Here is a 17,756-nt window from a genome sequence, read left to right on the forward strand (position 1 = left end):
TCCGATTGGCAAGAGGAACGGCGGAACTCATGGCGGACACGATGCGTGCGGACGGTCGCCGCAACTACGAGCGCCTCCTCGACGAGGCCCGGGCCGCCTTCGCCGAGCACGGCACCGAGGTCTCCCTGCGCGACATCGCCCGCCGCGCCGGCGTCGGCATCGGCACCCTCTACCGGCACTTCCCCACCCGCGAGGCACTCCTCGAGGCCGCCATGCGCCAAGGCCTCGACGCCCTCTGCGCCCGGGCCGACACCCTGCTGCAGAGCGCGTCCCCCGCCGACGCCCTGGCCGCCTGGCTGCTCGCCTTCGCCACCGGCTCAACCCGATACCAGGGCCTCCCCGCTTCCCTCCTCGCCGCCCTCCACGACGAGACCTCCGAACTCCACCGCTCCTGCCTCGCCATGCGCACCGCAGCCGCCCAACTGCTGTACCGCGCCCAGGAAACAGGCCAGGTGCGCGGCGACCTGGCGATCGACGACCTGCTCGCCCTGGCCACCGCCATCGCCTGGGCCGGTCAACAGGCCGCCGACGGGGAGGACCTGACCGGCCGCCTCCTGGACCTGGTCAGAACCGGCATCCAACGCCCCGCCTAGCCGGCGCGGCCGGTCTGCAGGGCGTGGAGGCGTCGGCGTAGACAGGGCCGCCCGGCTTTACCGGGGTTGTACCTGTTGGCCACCCGCACGTCACCGATTCGCCTCTGCCCCGTCGGCTGAGCCCGGCGCTGTAGCCATGTGCGGTCTTGAAACTTTGCCGGTCGCACGCGCCACCGGGACGCGCGGGCCCAAGGAGGACCAGATGAACCGTCCGAGAAACGCCACCTCCGCAGCCATGGTGGTGATCCTGTCCTTGGCCGGGAGCAGCGCTTCGGCAGCCGCAGCCGACGCAGTCCACCACGGTTCCGGGCCCGCTCTCAGCGCCCGCGGCGACGCCTACAGCACGCACGCCGGCACGTCGCTGACCGTACGCGGTAGCGGCGTACTGGCCAATGACAGCGGCCGCCCGGTGACCCTGATATCGCACACCGACACCGCCCACGGCTCGCTGACGCTGAATCAGGACGGTTCGTTCTCCTACGAGCCCGAGGCGGGTTTCACCGGCACCGACACCTTCAGCTACACGGTCAGCGACGCCGTACGGCTGTACCGGACCCACCTGAGCCCGCTCGCCACCATAGGCGGGGTGCCGGTGACCGCGGGGGCGTACGGCTCGTCGCTGTATCCGGTGCCCGGCTCGAAGGACGAGTACTACGGGCTCACCGACCGCGGCCCGAACGCGGGCGCCCCGAACGGCCAGAAGGTCCTGCCGCTGCCGGACTTCGACCCCGCGATCGGCAGGTTCCGGATGGTCGGCACCAAGGCCGTACTGGAGAAGACGATCCCGCTGCGGGCCGCCGACGGCACCCCGTACAACGGCCTGGTGAACTCGCAGGCCGCGACCGGCGAGAGCCTGGTCGACCTCAGCGGGAACGCGCTGCCGCAGTCGGCGTACGGCTACGACCCGGAGGGCCTGGTGGCCATGCGCGACGGCACCTTCTGGGTGTCCGACGAGTACGGGCCGTACATCACGCACTTCGACCGCACCGGCCGGGCCATCGAGCGGCTGTCCCCCTTCGACGGCTCACTCCCCGCCGAACTGGCCAACCGGGTACCGAACAAGGGCATGGAAGGCCTGACCGTCACCCCCGACGGCAGCACGCTCGTCGGCATGATGCAGTCCGCCCTCCAGCAGCCGGACCTGTCGAGCAGCACGAAGGCCAAGAACGTCACCACGGTCCGCATCGTGACGTACAACCTGCGTACGCACGCCACCCACGAGTACGCCTACCTGCTCGACGACCCGAAGGTGAACAGCGGGGCGGTCAGCGAGATCACCGCCCTCAGCGACACGCGCTTCCTCGTCGACGAGCGGGACGGCAGCTTCGAACCGGGCACGTACAAGAAGCTGTTCGCCATCGACACCGCGGGCGCCACCGACATCGGCCCCTCGGCCCAGGTGCCGGGGGCGGTCTACGACGCCGCCAAGGGCGGACTGCTCGTCGGCTCCGGCCGGCAGACGATCGATGCGTACGTCGGCCAGGACGACACCGCGACCGCGCAGGCGGCCCTGACGTCCGTCGGCATCACCCCGGTCGCCAAGAGCCTGGACGTCGACCTCGGCGCCCTGGTCAGCAGCCTCGACCCGAGCGGTGGCTTCTTCGGCCACGACAAGATCGAGGGCGTCGCCACCACTGACGGCGGTCGCACCATCCTCGTCAGCAACGACAGCGACTTCGGGGTCGACGGCGTCGTCGGCGACACACCGCCCTACACCCTGCACGCCAAGATCCTGCCCAACGGCCGCCAGGACGACGGCGAGTACCTCGCGGTCGACACCACCCGGCTCCCCGCCGCGACCAGCACGGCGACGGTGACCATCACCGTGCGATGACGTCCGACGGAGGCGGGGCCCCCCGCACCCCCCCGCCCCCGCCCCCGCCGCAACCACCCGGCGGCGGGTCTAAACCACGTTGCGTTCCCCCCCCCCGGCGGCGCCCCCCCCCCCCCCGCCGTCCCGGCGGCCGCGCGGGGCCGCCTCCCGCGGAAGGGCCCGTCAGCCCTTCCGGCGGGTGGTACGCCGCCAGGAGAACGGGCCGGGCAGGTCGACGGACTCGGTCCGCCGGCCGCGCGAATCGACGGTGTAGTGCCCGGTCTTTCCACCGGTGGTGATGGATACCGAGCCCTTGTTGATGTTGAGGCGCACTCCCGGGAGGATCCGGAAGGTTTGTGGAAGCGCAGAGGCATGTCAGGCTCCTCCAAAGCGAGTCGGTACGACGACGCCTGCCCCGCTGACGGAGTTTCACCTCCGGGCAGCCGCAGCAGTTGAGGAACCGATGAGTGCGGCAGGGCTTCCAGGGCAGCCGACCTGTCGAGACCCATGCGTTGGAGGATCAGGGGTGGGCGCGGCCTGCGCCTCACCCGGCGCATGGCACATCGGCAGGGGACAGCGATGGGAAACCCGCAGATCGTACGTATATGGCGAGGCAGCACGCGACGGCAGGAAGCCGACGCGTACGAGGACTATCTCCGCGAGACCGGATTCGTGGGCTACAGCTCGACCCCGGGCAATCGGGGCGTCCGGATGGCGCGCCGTGAGATCGGCAAGCTGACCGAGTTCTGCCTGATCACCGTCTGGGAGTCATGGGACGCGATCCGCGCCTTCGCCGGGGAGAACCCCGAGCAGGCGGTCTTCTACCCGGACGACGAGCATTACCTGGTGGAACGCGACCTCACCGTGCAGCACTACGAGGTCTTCGCGGCAGGCTGAGGCGGCTCTTGCGGTCCTGTCGGGGCCGTTCCGCCGGGCCCGACGGGACGGTAGCGCGCATCAGCGGGCCGGGCGTCTGCCGCTGCGCCGAAATCGTACGGCCCCCAGGAAGAGGGCGGCGACGAAGACGACGACCCCGACGACCAGCAGGTAGATCAGGCCTTTCACCACCGCGCCCACGAGGCCCAGCGCGACCGCCAGGAGAAGCAGCAGCAGGAACAGCGCCATCTTCGGTCTCCTCTCACCTCTCCGGTGCCTCAGCGGCGCGCGAGCCGCCGCTCACCCTTGCTGCCGAGCTCATAGGCGAAGGAGTAGTGCGCGAAGACTCCCTCCTCCTCGGCGACCGCCAGCTCTCCGTCGGTGTCGATCGAGGGGGCGCCCTTGATCTGCTGTTTGTCGAAGGTGACCTTCAGGTATCCGGGTCCCACGGTCGCCCCGGTGAGCGGCACGAACACCAGCCGGTGCCGCGTCGGCAGGCCGACCGTGACGGTCGCGAACAAGGGCTCGTCGGTGCGGGTGTCCACGTAGACCGCCTCGAGCGTGCCGACCTTGTGGCCGGCCACGTCGACGACGGGATGGCCCCGCCACTCCCGGATATCGCCGGCTTCGAACACCGTCGTCCTCCTCTGCTCGTTACCGGACGTCTACCCCGCATCGCCGGTCTACCGATCTGCCGGCCCCGGGATTCGCACGAATGATCAGCCTTTGACAGGGCAGGCGCATGACAGCGGCGCGGCCACCGCCATCCGGCGTGGTTTGCCGTCTACCCGTTGGAGAAGACAGATGCTGGCATTCGTGGCGGCCGTGCTCTTCGGCATCGCCTTCCTCATCAACGCCACCGAGACATCGACCGATGTGGTTTTCAGCCCGACGAGTCTCCTGCTCTTCGGTCTCGCGCTCCTTGCTCTGCACGTGGCCGGCGTCGGTACCGGCTGGTCCTCCTCCGTGCGTCGGGGACGCCGCCGCTGAGCCGGCCGCTGTGGTGGATGCGTGCGGTGCTGCGCCCGGACCGGAGTACGGTGGCGTATCCCGTGCACTCCAGGCTGCCCAGCCGTTGCGGGCGCCCCATCGCCAGCAGAGAAGAGTGCCGCGAATGTATTCAGCCGACGGGATCGCAAAACGCCGTAACGGGCGCGCCGAACCGACCGAGGAGATGATCGCCGGGCTGGTCTGCAGCGTTTGCCGTACGGACTACCGGCGGTCTTCGGACAGGGAGGCGAAGGTGGTCTCGCATCACGGCGACGCGCAGTTGCTCGCCTGCGAGGGGGTGTGCGCGCGGATGGCGAGCGGGTCCGTGAACGGCGTCGACGAGACACCGCTGCCGCTGGCGGACCGTGTGCACAACTACGAGGTCGGTCGCTGAGCCGCCAGGCCCGTTCCTGAGCAGGTCGCCGCACTCAGCCCCGGTCGAGGGGGCGGCGACCGCGTCCGTCACCTGCTGCCCATGCGCCCGCTGCCCCGCGCGCTTCTCGCCGCTCGCCATGCGCTCCTGTGGCCCGGAGGGTGCTGGCGCCCTGGGTGACCCGGAGGCGGTCACGCGGGCGAAAGCCGCGGACCTCGCCGGTGACGCCTGCGGCCGTACGGTACGGAGCGCCGCTCTCCGGGGTGAGGTCCGCGCCGGGGCCGAGCCGGAGGGCGAGCCCCTCGGGGCCACTGATGGGTGCGTCATGTGGGCGTCACCTGAGGTGTCGCGGAGCTGTCGCGTACGTGCCTGAAGGCCCGCGCCACCGGCCTGACACCGCCATGGCCGATCGCGCGGGCCCGCCGCCCCGGCCCCCGTTGCCCGGGTGCCCTGGGCCTCAGCTGAACGGGTCGAGCGTGATGTACGCCTTCTGCGGGTTGCCGTCGTTCACCAGCGACTCGTAGTTGCCGACGTCGTCGAAGGCGAAGGCGTAGGCCTTGCCGTCCGCCATCTGGGCGTGGATCTTGCGGGCGTAGTGGTTGGTCACCACGTCCTGGTAGAAGCTCGTGGAGCTGGTGTCGGGCTGGTTGGGGTTGACCAGGAGGGTGGAGCGGTTGAACCCGGCGCACAGGGTGCGGGAAATGGGGCCGCGTACCTGGTCGTTGGGCGCGTCCAGAAGCTTGTAGCAGCCGAAGATGCTGTCGGCGTCGGGCTTCTGGAAGCTGGTGACGACGGCTCCGGAGCTGTTGGTGAAGTTCATGACGTTGCCGGAGACCCTGCCGTAGTACTTGGTGTTCGGCTGGTCGGCGAACGGCGTGACCGTCAGCGTCGAGGTGGCGTACTTCGTCCACACCCTGTTGACGTAGTCGTCCATGACCGTGCTCGGCAGGGCGCCGGACTCGATGCCGTGGCCGGGCGCGAGGGCGCGCAGGATGGTGCCGTCGGACCGGGTCTGGATCAGGTTCGCCCAGCCGCCGGGCTGGCCCTTGAGGGCGTTGAAGAAGCCGGCGTAGCCGCCCGCCTTGAGGTGGCCGGTGCTCTTGGTGGTGCCGTCGGCGAGCTTGACGCCCACGGCGTACGGAGCCGAGAACATGTCGACCTGGGTGCTGTTGATCCACAGCCCGGAGTCGTTGAGGGTGTACTCGGACCAGTTGAACAGGATGTTGACGTTCGGGTCGGACGGGTTCTGCACGGCGGGCTGCACGAGGCCGCCGGTGGTCAGCTTGAAGACGAGCTTCTGGCCGTAGGAGAAGTAGACCCGGCCGGAGAACTTCGGCATCTGGAGGGTCATGGTCTGGCCGTTGGCCGGTCCCGCGATCGACGCGTCGGGCGCGGGGGTCGGCGGGTTGCCCCCGGCGGGCCAGGCGTGGAAGGTGCCGCTCGCGTCGGCCCAGCCCTGCTGGCCCGTCGCGAGCAGGGTCCCGATGTCGTAGATGTAGATCTGGTCGCTGCGCCCGGAGTTGTTCTTGAACTCGAGCGGGATGGTCGTGGGCACCGCGGCCTGGGCGCGGGGTGTGGGACCGGCGGCCGTGAGTCCCGCGGCGACGGCCGCCGCGGCGACCAGAGCCACCAGCACCTTGCGTATGGCTAGCACGCTCTTCCTCCTCATCAGGTGGATCGCCCACCGGAGTTGAACTGCGACGTACCGACGCCGGCAGGTGTTCACGGCGTCGTTTGAGAGCGCTCTCAGAGTTGCGCGGTGAGCAGAGCATGTCAAGGTCTAGACCTGTAAATGACGATCGCCGGCCCGAGGTGTCCGACCTCCGGGGCGCCCTCGGCCACGAGGTCCGCCTCTCGGCCATGCGGGGCGAGAGTCCGGCGGGCACCGCGTGGCGTTCCCCGCCGACTCCGCCGGTTTCCACAATTGAGGTGCCCGCAACCGGACCGCACTCGCACCCCCGTGCACCCGCCCCCCGCGCCCCCGGCCGCACCGCAGGACAGGAGCTCCGCCGATGACACAGCTCGACCTCACCGGCTCAACCGCCCTGGTGACAGGCTCCACCCAAGGCATCGGAGAGGCCATCGCCATCGGTCTGGCCCGGGCCGGCGCACGCGTGGCGGTGAACGGGCGCGGCCCGGAGACCGTCGGGGCGGCGGTCGAGCGCATCCGCGCCCTCGTGCCGGGCGCCGACCTCGTGCCCGTGGCCGCGGACGCCACCTCCGAGGACGGCACCCGGCGTATCGAGGAGGCCCTGGACCACGTCGACATCCTCGTCAACAACCTCGGCATCTTCGGCGCCCAGCCCGCCCTGGAGATCAGCGACGACGAATGGCGGCGCTACTTCGAGGTGAACGTGCTGACCGGGGTCCGGCTCACCCGCAGGTATCTGCCCGGCATGATCGAGCGAGGCCGGGGACGTGTCCTGTACCTCGCCAGCGACTCCTCCGTCGCCACACCTGTCGAGATGATCCACTACGGAATGACCAAGACCGCGCTCCTCGCCGTCTCACGGGGCTTCGCCAAGCAGGCGGCGGGCAGCGGTGTGACGGTCAACTCCGTGCTCGCCGGCCCCACCCACACCCAGGGTGTGGAGGACTTCGTCTACCAACTCGTCGACCGCGACGTTCCCTGGGACGAGGCCCAGCGCGCCTTCATGCGGCAGCACCGGCCCCAGTCCCTGCTCCAAAGGCTCATCGAGCCCGAGGAGATCGCCAACATGGTCGTCTACCTGAGCTCGCCCCTGGCCTCGGCGACCACCGGCGGCGCCGTCCGGGTGGACGGGGGTTACGTCGACTCCATCCTTCCGTAGGCCGTCCCGTCGGCCGTCACAGGCCTGGCGCGTGCCCGTCCAGGAACCACAGCGCGGCCGAGTACCAGAGCAGGGCGATGGCTGCGACCAGCACCCCGCCGGCCGCCGGCAGCGCCCAGCCGGGCAGCCGCCGGCTGCGTACGACCAGCAGCTTGGCCGCGAAGGCGCCGTACAGGACGCAGCCGGTGACCGAGTGCACGGCGACCCGGGTGTCGGTGAGCTGGACCCCGTAGGCGGTGATGCAGTGGTACGCGATGGGGAGCGACAGCAGCAGCGCGAGCAGCCCGACGACGCGGTGGACGGTGTGCACGGGCCGCGGCGCCGCCCCGGCACCCGGCAGTCGCCGGTACATCCACAGGGCCAGGAGCAGCTGGATGAGCGCCAGCCCCAACAGGGCGGTCGCCAGCTGCGTCTTCAGGTCGTTGGCGGCGTTGCCCCGCTGCCCGAACAGGCCGGCCGCGTAGTCGGGCGTATGCACCCGGCCGAAGACGTACAGGGCGACGGCGACGGCGATCGGCAGCAGGGTGGCCGCCGCCGTCAGGGCGGATCGCCGCGCTGTGGGCACCCGGTCAGCTCTTCTCGACCTTGTCTCCGTTGGCGTCGAGGACGTACCACTTGGCACCGAACTGGCTGAGGTCCTGGCCGTTCATGTCACCGGCTTTGCTGTCGCCCGCGTAGTAGTACAGCGGGTGGCCGTTGTACGTGACCTGGGTCGTGCCGTCCGAACGGGTGGTCGTGCCCAGCAGGTTCGCCTTCAGGCCCTGGCCTGCCGTGGGTGCGCCGGAGGTCAGCAGGGGCGGCCAGGCGGCGGCGCAGCTGCCGGAGCAGGTCGACTTCGAGGACGTGTCGGCCTCGAAGAGGTAGAGGACGCGGCCCGTCCCGTCGACCAGGATGGGGCCGAGCGAGCTGGAGGCGGTGCTCAGGGCCGCCGACGCCCCGGTCGCGGTGGCACCGGTACTCGCGCTGGTGCTGGGCGTGGCGGAGCCGGCCGACGACATGGAGGCCGACGGGGTCGGGGTCGGCGTCGAACTCTTGTTGCTGGAGCACCCACTGCCGACGGCGACGAGCAACACGACCCCTACCACCGCAGTGATCACGCCGGCGGTCCGCTTCATCAGAACTCCCGTAGGAACGATCCACCCACGCGGGCGGGGCAAAGCCAGTCCGGGCGGCCTGGCTGTCGGCTTCCACTACCGCCTGCCCGCGCCGGGCTGTCCACCCCGACACGCAGTGCTTCCCCCGCACGGGCGAAGCCGTTGACCGTTATGGGGGGACGCGGGGCTTGTCAGACCCAAGGGGGAGCGCGCCGGCACTGCTGCGTCTGCAGTGGCGGCGCGTCCTGGCGCAGCCCCAGGTCGTTGACCTGGGGCTTAGCCTGTCCGCTCGGCATTGATGCGGGGGTGGGTGTCCGGGAGGGCCGAACAAGAGATATCTTGATATCAAGACGATGTAGACGTGAAGCGGAGCACCGGTGACTGACTCGACCATCATCTACACGCACACTGACGAGGCCCCGGCCCTGGCGACGTACTCCTTCCTGCCAGTGGTCCAGGCGTACGCCTCAACGGCGGGGGTCAGCGTCGACAGCCGCGACATCTCCCTGGCAGGGCGGATCATCTCCAGCTTCCCCGAGTACCTCGAGGAGAGCCAGCGGATCGACGACGCGCTCGCCGAGCTGGGCGAGCTGGCCAAGACGCCCGGTGCGAACATCATCAAGCTGCCGAACATCTCGGCCTCGATCCCGCAGCTGAAGGCGGCCGTCGCCGAGCTTCAGCAGCAGGGCTTCGCGCTGCCGGACTACCCGGACGACCCGAAGTCCGACGAGGACCGGGACGTCCGCGCGCGTTACGACAAGATCAAGGGCAGCGCCGTCAACCCGGTCCTGCGCGAGGGCAACTCCGACCGCCGCGCCCCGGCCTCGGTCAAGAACTACGCCAAGGCGCACCCGCACCGTATGGGCACGTGGACGGCCGACTCGAAGACCAACGTCGCCACCATGGGCGCCGACGACTTCCGCTCGACCGAGAAGTCCGCGGTCGTCGCCGAGCCCGGCTCGCTGCGCATCGAGCTGGCGGGGGACGACGGCAGCACGACCGTCCTGCGTGAGTCGGTGCCGGTGCTCGCGGGCGAGGTCGTGGACGCGTCCGTGATGCGCGTGGCGGCGCTGCGTGAGTTCCTCACCGCGCAGATCGGCCGCGCCAAGGCCGAGGACGTGCTGTTCTCGGTGCACCTGAAGGCCACGATGATGAAGGTCTCCGACCCGATCGTCTTCGGGCACGTGGTGCGGGCCTTCTTCCCGAAGACCTTCGCGGAGTACGGCGAGACCCTCGCCGCGGCCGGCCTGACCCCGAACGACGGGCTCGGCGGCATCCTCAAGGGCCTGGAGTCGCTGCCCGAGGGCGATGCGATCAAGGCGTCCTTCGAGGCCGAGATCGCCGAGGGCCCGGCCCTCGCGATGGTCGACTCCGACAAGGGCATCACCAACCTGCACGTGCCGAGCGATGTCATCGTCGACGCCTCCATGCCGGCCATGATCCGCACCTCCGGCCACATGTGGGGCCCGGACGGCCAGGAGGCGGACACCCTCGCCGTCCTGCCCGACAGCAGCTACTCCGGCGTCTACCAGGTCGTCCTCGACGACTGCCGCGCGCACGGCGCCTTCGACCCGTCCACGATGGGCTCGGTGCCCAACGTCGGTCTGATGGCGCAGAAGGCCGAGGAGTACGGCAGCCACGACAAGACCTTCGAGGTCCCCACCACGGGCACGGTGCGGGTCGTCGACGGCAGCGGCAACGTCGTACTGGAGCAGACGGTCGGCGCCGGCGACATCTTCCGCATGTGCCAGACCAAGGACGCGCCGATCCAGGACTGGGTCAAGCTCGCCGTCACCCGCGCCCGCGCGACCGGCAACCCGACCGTCTTCTGGCTGGACGAGGGCCGTGCGCACGACGCGGTCCTCATCGGGAAGGTCAAGGCCTACCTCGCCGAGCACGACACCGAGGGCCTCGACATCAGGATCCTCTCGCCGGTCGAGGCGACCGCGTTCTCCCTGGAGCGCATCCGCCGGGGCGAGGACACGATCTCGGTCACCGGCAACGTGCTGCGTGACTACCTGACCGACCTCTTCCCGATCCTGGAGCTCGGTACGAGCGCCAAGATGCTCTCCGTCGTCCCGCTGATGAACGGCGGCGGCCTGTTCGAGACGGGCGCCGGCGGCTCCGCGCCGAAGCACGTCCAGCAGCTCGTCAAGGAGAACTACCTGCGCTGGGACAGCCTGGGCGAGTTCCTCGCGCTCGCGGTCAGCTTCGAGCACCTGGCGCAGACCACGGGCAACGCGCGCGCCCAGGTGCTCGCCGACACCCTGGACCGCGCGACGGCCACCTTCCTCAACGAGGACAAGTCGCCGAGCCGTCGTCTGGGCGGCATCGACAACCGCGGCAGCCACTTCTACCTGGCGCTGTACTGGGCGCAGGAGCTGGCCCGGCAGACCGATGACGCGCAGCTGGCCGCGGCGTTCTCGGGTCTGGCCGAGACGCTGTCCGAGCAGGAGCAGAACATCGTCGACGAGCTGATCGCGGTCCAGGGCTCGCCGGCCGACATCGGCGGCTACTACCGGCCGGACGCCGCCAAGGCGTCCGCGGTCATGCGCGCGTCGAAGATCTTCAACGAGGCCATCGCGACCCTCGGCTGACGATCACCGCACGAGACACGGGGTCCCCCGGGCGACGGCCCGGGGGACCTCTGCCGTTGGGGGTGGGTCAGGGCCGTCCGGCCAGTTCAAGCGTGTTCTGCGGGCCGGAAGCCATCAACATCGTCTCGCCTCATACGATGTGGCGTACTGTCACAATCATGGGCGGCCGAACCGATGCTCAGCCCGACCTTCCAGGGGAGAAGGGGACTCCATGGACGCCTCACCCACCCTTTCCGCTCACACCACGCCGGTGCGCTACATCGACGGCATCCTGTGCCTGGACGGGCTGCCACTCGACCAGGTCGTGGCCGGTGTCGGTACCCCCGCGTACGTCTACTCGCTCGACGCCATGGCGGCGAACCTGCTCCGTGTCCAGCAGGCCTTCGCCCCGATCGGCGGGTCGGTCTCCTACTCGGTGAAGGCCAACTCCAACCAGGCCGTCCTGGCCCGGCTGGCCGCGCTCGGCGCCGGCTTCGACGTGGTCAGCGGCGGCGAGCTGAGCCGGGTGCTGGACGTGGGCGCCGACCCGGCCCGTACCAGCTTCGCGGGGGTCGGCAAGACCGACGACGAACTGCTGCTCGCCGTCCGCCACGGTGTGCTGCTCAACGTGGAGTCCGCCGACGAACTGGACGCGCTGCAGCGGACCGCCGCCGGCGTGGGGCGCCGGGTGCGGGTGGGCCTGCGGATCAATCCCGCCGTCACCGTGGCCACGCTGGCGCCGATGCAGACCGGCAGCGCGCGGGCCAAGTTCGGCGTGCCGACCGACGAGGCACGGGAGTTGGTGGACGCCTTCGTCGCGGGCCGCTACCCGGACCTCGAGCCGGTCGGCGTCCATATGCACGTCGGTTCGCAGGTGCCGGAGCCCGGGGGCATGGTGCGGGCCACCGAGGTCTTGCTGGACGTCCTGGAGTACGGGCAGCAGGCCGGCCTGACCGGTTTCCGCCGGCTGGACATCGGCGGGGGCTTCCCCATCGACCACGGCGGCGAGAGCGTGCCGGGACCGGAGGAGTTCGCCGCCGCCCTCGCCCCGCTGCTGCGCGGGCGGGACGACCTCGAGCTGTTCCTGGAGCCGGGCCGTTCGATCGCCGGGCCCGCCGGGGTGCTGGTGGCCCGTGTGCTGTACCGCAAGCACCGCCCCGGCCGCAGGATGCTGGTCCTCGACACCGGCATGCACCACTTCATCCGCCCGGCCCTGTACCGCACGTCGGTCCACCGCATCCTGCCGGTACGGGAAGCGCCCTCGGCGGGCCCGACGGAGGTGGTCGGCCCGGTGTGCGAGTCCACCGACACCTTCTCGGAGGACGCTCAGCTGCCGGACCTGGTCCCCGGTGACCTGGTGGCGTTCCTGGACGCGGGGGCGTACGGGATGGTCATGGCCTCGAACTACAACACCAACCGCCGCCCGCCGGAGATCGCGGTGGAGGGCGGCAGCCACCGGGTGGTGCGCCCCCGCGAGGAGTGGCGCGACCTGTACGCCTCGGAGGGCTGACGCACCCGGGCCGCCCGGCCGGCGTCACACCGGATCGGGCTGGGCCCGCTCCTCCGGCTCCCCGTGCCCGTCGACCCGTCGGCCGTCCGATTCCGGCAGCGACTCCGGCAGCGGCTCCGGCAGCGGTTCGGCGATCGGCGGCCCGGGGAGCGGGGCCGTCCACTCCCGGTGTCCTACGGCCCGTTGGCCCACCATCTGCTCCTCGGACCACGGGCTCCAGGCGAAGGCGAACATCGACTCGGGAAGGATCATCCCCGAGCAGCGGATCTCGTCGTTCAGCACGTCGAGCTGACTGACCGTCGACTGCGACGCCAGGTTGGCGATCGGCATCAGCTGGTACTCCCGGAAGCCGATGGCCCGGAAGGAGAAGTCGTAGGTCCGGGCGGAGGACCGCCACACGTAGTTGTCCTGCCGGTTGCAGAGCTGCCGGTGGGTGTACGTCACCCAGGCCTGCTCCCCGGGCTGCATCAGCATCTGCTGGCAGGTGACGTCGAACTCCAGCCACAGCGTCCCGTTGGAGCTCTCGCTGAGCGAGATGCCGCCGATGTCGGGCTCGATCCGCAGCGGAACGGCGTGACTGGGCAGCACCACCTTGATGCTGGGTTGCAGCACATGCCGCACCCAGACCAGACAGTCCTCCTCCTGCAGCCGCCCGGCCCGGAAGCGCCGGGTGAGTTCGGTGTTGGCCGGGATGGGGATCAGCTGGGAGTGGATCACGCCGTCGCCGTTGATCCGTACCGGGCGGCGGGAGGTGTTGGCGTCGGTGCGGTAGGTGAAGGACGCCTTGATGCGCAGCACGCTGTCCGGGAGGGGCGGCGCGGAGTCGGAGAACCGCTCCTCGGCGGGCTCGTCGGACAGCTCGATCTCGGCCCGGTAGCTGCTGCGGGGCGGCGCGGTCAGGGTCGCCACCAGCCAGTCCACGGCCTGCACCACGCCGCCGTCGTTGGGGAACCGCGCCTGGACGGTGCGCTTGAGGTGACGTTCCTGCTCCAGGGTGCTGAGCCGGCCCAGATACTCCTCGTTGGACAGGAGTGCGCCCACCATCTCCTGGGTGGCGTAGCGCTTGAGGTTGATCAGGTCCAGGATGAGCGCCACCGCGCCGGCCTGGATCAGGGTGTTGCCGATGAGGTTCCAGTACTGCCCCGCGGTCGGCCCGCCAGGGCCGGCCTTCGACAGCGTCGCGATGTACAGCCAGCTGCCGGAGACCAGGAGGAGCGCACTGATCAGCAGTGCTTTCTCCCGTACCAGCCCCCATTGCGCCCGTGCGCGTCTCGCCACGGTTCCTCCCCCGACCTCAGTACCCGGCCGCCCCGCCCGGCAGCCGGTTCGATGGACTGCCGAGCCCATTGTCCCGGTCGGGCGTCGATCGCGACAGGCCGCCGCCGTAAGGGTGCTGATGGTCGGTCAGCCCGGATACGTCTCCGGCAGGGGTGCTGTTCTCGCCTCCCGGTGTACGCGGTCGATGAGTGCGGCGTACGAGGCGATCATGCGCGTACGGCTGAATCGCTCACGGCTGCGGGCCAGCGCACGGGCGAACTCCGGGCCGCGGCAGGTGGCGTCGGCCCAGGCCAGCGCGATCGTCTCGGGGTCGGGCGGGGTGACGATGCCGTGCCCGGCCACGATCACCGCACAGTCACCGACATCGGTGGCGACCGGGACGGCGCCGCACATCATGCCCTCGATCAGGCACAGCGGCGCCGCCTCCCCCGTGGCGGACGTCAGGGACACCACGTCGGCGGCCGCGTAGACGGACTCCATGTCGCACCGCACACCCAGCAGGTGGAGCCGGTCGGGGACCCCCGGCCCCTCGCCGAACGCGGCCGCGATGTCGGCGCCCAACGCGGGGTTGGCCGCGGTCATGCCGGCGCCGCACATCAGGACGTGCCCGGCGGGCTCGCGCCGCAGCCACGCCCGGGCGGCCCGCAGGAACAGCGGTACGTCCTTCATGGCGGCGTACCGCGCGGCGAAGACGACCACCGGCGCGGACCCCGGAACGCCCAGCGACGACCGCAGCGCGGCCCGCCGGGCGGGGTGGGGGCGGAAGCGCAGCAGGTCCACGCCGTTCGGGATGACGTGCAGCAGCCCGGCCGGAATCCCCGCGGCCTGGTACGCGGCCCGGGTGGACTCGGCGCAGCAGACGCAGGCCGCGATCCTGCCGTCGGCCACGGCGGCCTTCAGCTCGTCCAGGGCGGGGCCCTGGTTCTCCGGATCGGAGCGGTGCAGGCAGACCACGATGGGCCTGCGGGGCAGTCCGGCCTGGTTGAGCAGGCCGATCGGCTGTTCCTTCAGGGACAGGATGACGTCGGCGGCCGCCGTCGCCCTGGCCGTCGCCGCCAGCTCCGGCCCGGTGAAGACCGCCGGGTCGTCGGCCGGGCCGAGGCTCCGGCCCAGGGAGGTGACCTCCACCCCGGCCGCGGTCAGCGACCGGTAGCAGGCGTCCTCCTCCATGGGCTGCCGGGTGGCCTCGCGATGCACCTCGCCGTGCATGCTCAGCACCCGGTGGTGCTGGCCGCCCTTGTGCAGCCCTCGTACGACGTCGCTGTGCAGGATGCGGGCTCCACCGGAGAAGAACCCCTCGTAAACCGACAGCACGCGCAGTCCGTGCGTCACGCGCACACGATCACCCGCCTCGGACAAGTACTCCATCGCCGCCGCACTCCGCGGGTTAGCCGTTATAAGGGGCCATGGAACTTGCGCGCAGGTGAACGCGAAACCTCACCCGGAGGCACGGTCCGTTACGGCACGTCCAACATCCGACGGCCCTGCCTGGCGGCGAGGGCGCCGAGCTGACGGGCGGACTCGGCGCCGGGCCCGGGGCTGAACCACAGCAGGCGCTGGCGGCCGTCGTCGGTGGGCATGTTGTGGCAGTAGGCCTCGATGATGCCCTGTTCCGGATGGACGATCCGCTTGAGGTCGGTGTGCCGTACGGCGACGTCATGCGACTTCCACAGGGCCGCGAACTCCTCGCTCTCGGCGCGCAGTTCGGCCATCATCCTGGCGGTGACCGGGTCGTTGCCGCGCCTGGCCAGGGCGGCGCGCAGGTCGGTGGTGAACACCCACGAGTGGTGCGGGTGGTCCTCCTTCGGGTAGAGGCCCTTGGCCCCGGGGTCGGTGAACCACTGGTGGGCGGAGCTGCCCTGCGGCCATGGGCCGATGTTGTGCGGGCCGAGGAGCTCGACGGCGAGGGCGTTCTGCTCCAGCACCTCGTGCAGATCGGTGATGATCAGCGCCGGGGTGTCGTCGAGCTTGTCGAAGAGATCCCGCAGGCGCGGGTTGACCTGTCCGGCGACGGAGGAGACCGGCGGGGGGTGGTCGGCGAGGCGGAACAGGTAGTCGCGTTCGTCGGCGGTCAGGCGCAGGGCGCGGGCGAGCACGGTCAAAATCTGCTCGGAGGGGCGCGGGCCCCGGCCCTGCTCCAGCTCGATGTAGTAGTCGGTGGACATCCCGGCCAGCAGCGCGACCTCGTCCCGCCGCAGCCCGGGCACCCGGCGGCGGGTGCCGTCGGGCAGCCCAGCGGCCGCCGGCCGCACCTTCGCCCGGCGGGTCTTGAGGAAGCTGCCCAGCTCTTTGCGGTCCATCAGGAAATCGTCACACGCCTCACTCGGCACCGCCAGCATGGAATTCCTGCGCCCCGATGACGCTGAGCAGGCGCAACAGGTCGGCCGCCGGACCGCCGGGAGGGGCGGTGAACCATACGAGCCGCTGGCCGCCGTCCGCGGTCAGCAGGGTGCCGCACACCAGCTCCAGCGGCCCGAGGGCGGGGTGGACCACGCGGACCGGACCGGCGACGCCGACCGGGAACCCGTCCATGGCGCCGGGGCCGAGCAGCGCCGTGGCGGGAGCGTTCCGTACCAGCACCTCGTGCCCGCCGCCGGTCGCGATCAGGGCGGGGATGTCGGTGAGCCGGTCCAGCAGGGCCAGCAGGCCGGGCTCCACATGTCCGTCGGCGGGCGGGGTGCGGTCGGCGAGGCGGAACAGCCGGTCGCGCTCGTCCCGGCTCAGCCGCAGGGCCCGCGCCACACCGCTGAGCGCCCGCTCCGACGGGCGGGGCTCACCGCCCTGCTCGATCCGGGCGTAGTAGCCGGGGGAGAGTCCGGCGAGCCTGGCGACCTCGTCCCGCCGCAGCCCCGGTACGCGGCGCCGCGGGCCGCCGGTCAGGCCGACGTCGGAGGGACGCAGCGCCGTACGGCGGGTCGCCACGAAGTCACCGAGTTCCATGCTCCCGAGTGTCGGGGAGCGCGCGGACCTCAACCAGGGGTTGCCGTCCCCAGGGTGAGGAGCACTCTCGCTGCCGTCCGCCGGGACCGGGATCGTCGTTGTCAGCAGCAGCACGCACCAGTGGAGACGAACTCGAGTCCGGAGGGACCACAACCATGACGAATTCACGTGTGGCGATCGTGACCGGCGGCTCGCGCGGCATCGGCCGCCGTACCGCCGAGCGGCTGGCGGGCGACGACCACGCGGTCGTCATCGCCTACGCCGGTAACCAGACCGAGGCGGACGCCGCGGTCGTGGCGATCACCGGGGCCGGCGGCCGGGCCGTGACCGTACAGGCCGATGTGGCCGACGAGAAGGCGGTGCAGGAGTTGTTCGACACCGCCGAGCAGACCTTCGGCGGGGTGGACGTGGTCGTGCACGCCGCGGGGACGATGGTCCTGTCGCCGGTGGCCGACCTCGACCTCGACGCGCTCGACCGTATGCACCGTACGAACATCCGCGGCACCTTCGTCGTCGCCCAGCAGGCCGCGCGCCGGCTGCGCCCCGGCGGAGCGATCATCAACTTCTCCACCTCGGTGGTCGGCCTCGCGCTCCCCGGCTATGCCGCGTACGCGGCGAGCAAGGGCGCCGTCGAGGCGCTGACGCTGATCCTCGCCCGGGAGCTGCGGGGGCGGGACGTCACCGTCAACGCCGTCGCCCCCGGCCCCACCGCGACGGCGCTGTTCCTGGACGGCAAGGACGAGGAGACCATCGCCAGGATGGCCGCCCAGCCGCCGCTGGAGCGCCTGGGCACCCCGGACGACATCGCCGAGGTCGTCGCCTTCCTCGCCGGTCCCGGCCGCTGGGTCAACGGCCAGGTCGTCCGGGCCAACGGCGGCATCGTCTGACCTTCCTTCCCCCCTC

The 17,756-nt window shown here is 71.0% G+C and carries 18 protein-coding genes and 1 pseudogene; 9 read left to right on the plus strand and 10 right to left on the minus strand.

Features of this window, described 5'->3' with window-relative positions; all coding sequences use genetic code 11:
- The first annotated feature begins 29 nt into the window (after positions 1-29).
- Positions 30-593 carry a TetR/AcrR family transcriptional regulator gene (locus ACFXJ5_RS05190; RefSeq protein WP_384627061.1) on the plus strand — a complete coding sequence of 188 codons (564 nt, stop codon included), beginning with the start codon at positions 30-32 and terminating at the stop codon, positions 591-593.
- 202 nt (positions 594-795) lie between these two features.
- Positions 796-2,427 (plus strand): esterase-like activity of phytase family protein, encoded by a 1,632-nt coding sequence (locus ACFXJ5_RS05195; protein ID WP_384627063.1) that lies wholly within the window; start codon positions 796-798, stop codon positions 2,425-2,427.
- 162 nt (positions 2,428-2,589) lie between these two features.
- On the opposite strand, the pseudogene ACFXJ5_RS05200 reads toward ACFXJ5_RS05195, so the two are convergent.
- Positions 2,590-2,780 (minus strand): annotated as a pseudogene (locus ACFXJ5_RS05200) (DUF4236 domain-containing protein).
- Between the two features lie 205 nt (positions 2,781-2,985).
- Here ACFXJ5_RS05200 and ACFXJ5_RS05205 point away from each other — a divergent pair.
- A complete protein-coding gene (locus tag ACFXJ5_RS05205; RefSeq protein ID WP_384627065.1) occupies positions 2,986-3,303 on the plus strand; it encodes a hypothetical protein in 318 nt (105 codons plus the stop codon).
- A gap of 60 nt (positions 3,304-3,363) precedes the next feature.
- On the opposite strand, the gene ACFXJ5_RS05210 is transcribed toward ACFXJ5_RS05205, so the two are convergent.
- On the minus strand, positions 3,364-3,531 hold the full coding sequence (locus ACFXJ5_RS05210) for a hypothetical protein (protein WP_384627068.1): 168 nt from the start codon (positions 3,529-3,531) through the stop codon (positions 3,364-3,366).
- Positions 3,532-3,560: 29 nt separating this feature from the next.
- The gene (locus tag ACFXJ5_RS05215) at positions 3,561-3,917 is read right to left on the minus strand and encodes a PRC-barrel domain-containing protein (protein ID WP_384627070.1); all 357 of its coding nucleotides are present in this window, start codon (positions 3,915-3,917) and stop codon (positions 3,561-3,563) included.
- 169 nt (positions 3,918-4,086) lie between these two features.
- On the opposite strand from ACFXJ5_RS05215, the gene ACFXJ5_RS05220 reads away from it, so the two are divergent.
- Complete coding sequence (locus ACFXJ5_RS05220; protein WP_384627073.1) at positions 4,087-4,272, plus strand: hypothetical protein; 186 nt, start codon at positions 4,087-4,089, stop codon at positions 4,270-4,272.
- 124 nt (positions 4,273-4,396) lie between these two features.
- Positions 4,397-4,666 carry a hypothetical protein gene (locus ACFXJ5_RS05225; protein ID WP_384627075.1) on the plus strand — a complete coding sequence of 90 codons (270 nt, stop codon included), beginning with the start codon at positions 4,397-4,399 and terminating at the stop codon, positions 4,664-4,666.
- Positions 4,667-5,102: 436 nt separating this feature from the next.
- Here ACFXJ5_RS05225 and ACFXJ5_RS05230 read toward each other — a convergent pair whose 3' ends face one another.
- Positions 5,103-6,299 carry a glycoside hydrolase family 64 protein gene (locus tag ACFXJ5_RS05230; protein WP_384627078.1) on the minus strand — a complete coding sequence of 399 codons (1,197 nt, stop codon included), beginning with the start codon at positions 6,297-6,299 and terminating at the stop codon, positions 5,103-5,105.
- Between the two features lie 358 nt (positions 6,300-6,657).
- Here ACFXJ5_RS05230 and ACFXJ5_RS05235 point away from each other — a divergent pair, with 358 nt between their 5' ends.
- On the plus strand, positions 6,658-7,455 hold the full coding sequence (locus tag ACFXJ5_RS05235) for an SDR family NAD(P)-dependent oxidoreductase (protein ID WP_384627080.1): 798 nt from the start codon (positions 6,658-6,660) through the stop codon (positions 7,453-7,455).
- A gap of 16 nt (positions 7,456-7,471) precedes the next feature.
- Here ACFXJ5_RS05235 and ACFXJ5_RS05240 read toward each other — a convergent pair whose 3' ends face one another.
- The gene (locus ACFXJ5_RS05240; RefSeq protein WP_384627083.1) at positions 7,472-8,020 is read right to left on the minus strand and encodes a DUF6529 family protein; all 549 of its coding nucleotides are present in this window, start codon (positions 8,018-8,020) and stop codon (positions 7,472-7,474) included.
- A gap of 4 nt (positions 8,021-8,024) precedes the next feature.
- On the minus strand, positions 8,025-8,570 hold the full coding sequence (locus ACFXJ5_RS05245; protein WP_384627086.1) for a hypothetical protein: 546 nt from the start codon (positions 8,568-8,570) through the stop codon (positions 8,025-8,027).
- 356 nt (positions 8,571-8,926) lie between these two features.
- On the opposite strand from ACFXJ5_RS05245, the gene ACFXJ5_RS05250 reads away from it, so the two are divergent.
- Both ACFXJ5_RS05250 and lysA read left to right on the plus strand, forming a co-directional pair.
- Positions 8,927-11,146, plus strand: a complete 2,220-nt coding sequence (locus tag ACFXJ5_RS05250; RefSeq protein ID WP_384627089.1) for an NADP-dependent isocitrate dehydrogenase — start codon at positions 8,927-8,929, stop codon at positions 11,144-11,146.
- Positions 11,147-11,357: 211 nt separating this feature from the next.
- Positions 11,358-12,635: a diaminopimelate decarboxylase gene (gene lysA / locus ACFXJ5_RS05255; protein WP_384627092.1), complete on the plus strand. Its 1,278-nt coding sequence runs from the start codon at positions 11,358-11,360 to the stop codon at positions 12,633-12,635.
- Between the two features lie 24 nt (positions 12,636-12,659).
- Here the strand turns inward: lysA and ACFXJ5_RS05260 are convergent, their stop codons facing one another.
- From ACFXJ5_RS05260 to ACFXJ5_RS05275, 4 genes are all read right to left on the minus strand, one after another.
- On the minus strand, positions 12,660-13,913 hold the full coding sequence (locus ACFXJ5_RS05260; RefSeq protein WP_384627095.1) for a hypothetical protein: 1,254 nt from the start codon (positions 13,911-13,913) through the stop codon (positions 12,660-12,662).
- A 126-nt stretch (positions 13,914-14,039) separates the two neighbouring features.
- On the minus strand, positions 14,040-15,227 hold the full coding sequence (locus ACFXJ5_RS05265) for a glycosyltransferase (protein ID WP_384628318.1): 1,188 nt from the start codon (positions 15,225-15,227) through the stop codon (positions 14,040-14,042).
- Positions 15,228-15,370: 143 nt separating this feature from the next.
- On the minus strand, positions 15,371-16,213 hold the full coding sequence (locus tag ACFXJ5_RS05270) for a helix-turn-helix transcriptional regulator (RefSeq protein ID WP_384627098.1): 843 nt from the start codon (positions 16,211-16,213) through the stop codon (positions 15,371-15,373).
- Positions 16,214-16,232: 19 nt separating this feature from the next.
- Positions 16,233-16,853, minus strand: a complete 621-nt coding sequence (locus ACFXJ5_RS05275) for an MmyB family transcriptional regulator (protein ID WP_384627101.1) — start codon at positions 16,851-16,853, stop codon at positions 16,233-16,235.
- A 155-nt stretch (positions 16,854-17,008) separates the two neighbouring features.
- Here ACFXJ5_RS05275 and ACFXJ5_RS05280 point away from each other — a divergent pair, with 155 nt between their 5' ends.
- The gene (locus tag ACFXJ5_RS05280) at positions 17,009-17,740 is read left to right on the plus strand and encodes an SDR family oxidoreductase (RefSeq protein WP_384627104.1); all 732 of its coding nucleotides are present in this window, start codon (positions 17,009-17,011) and stop codon (positions 17,738-17,740) included.
- Positions 17,741-17,756: the final 16 nt, after the last annotated feature.

The sequence above is a fragment of the Streptomyces sp. NPDC059373 genome, assembly GCF_042751495.1.
Lineage (GTDB): Bacteria > Actinomycetota > Actinomycetes > Streptomycetales > Streptomycetaceae > Actinacidiphila.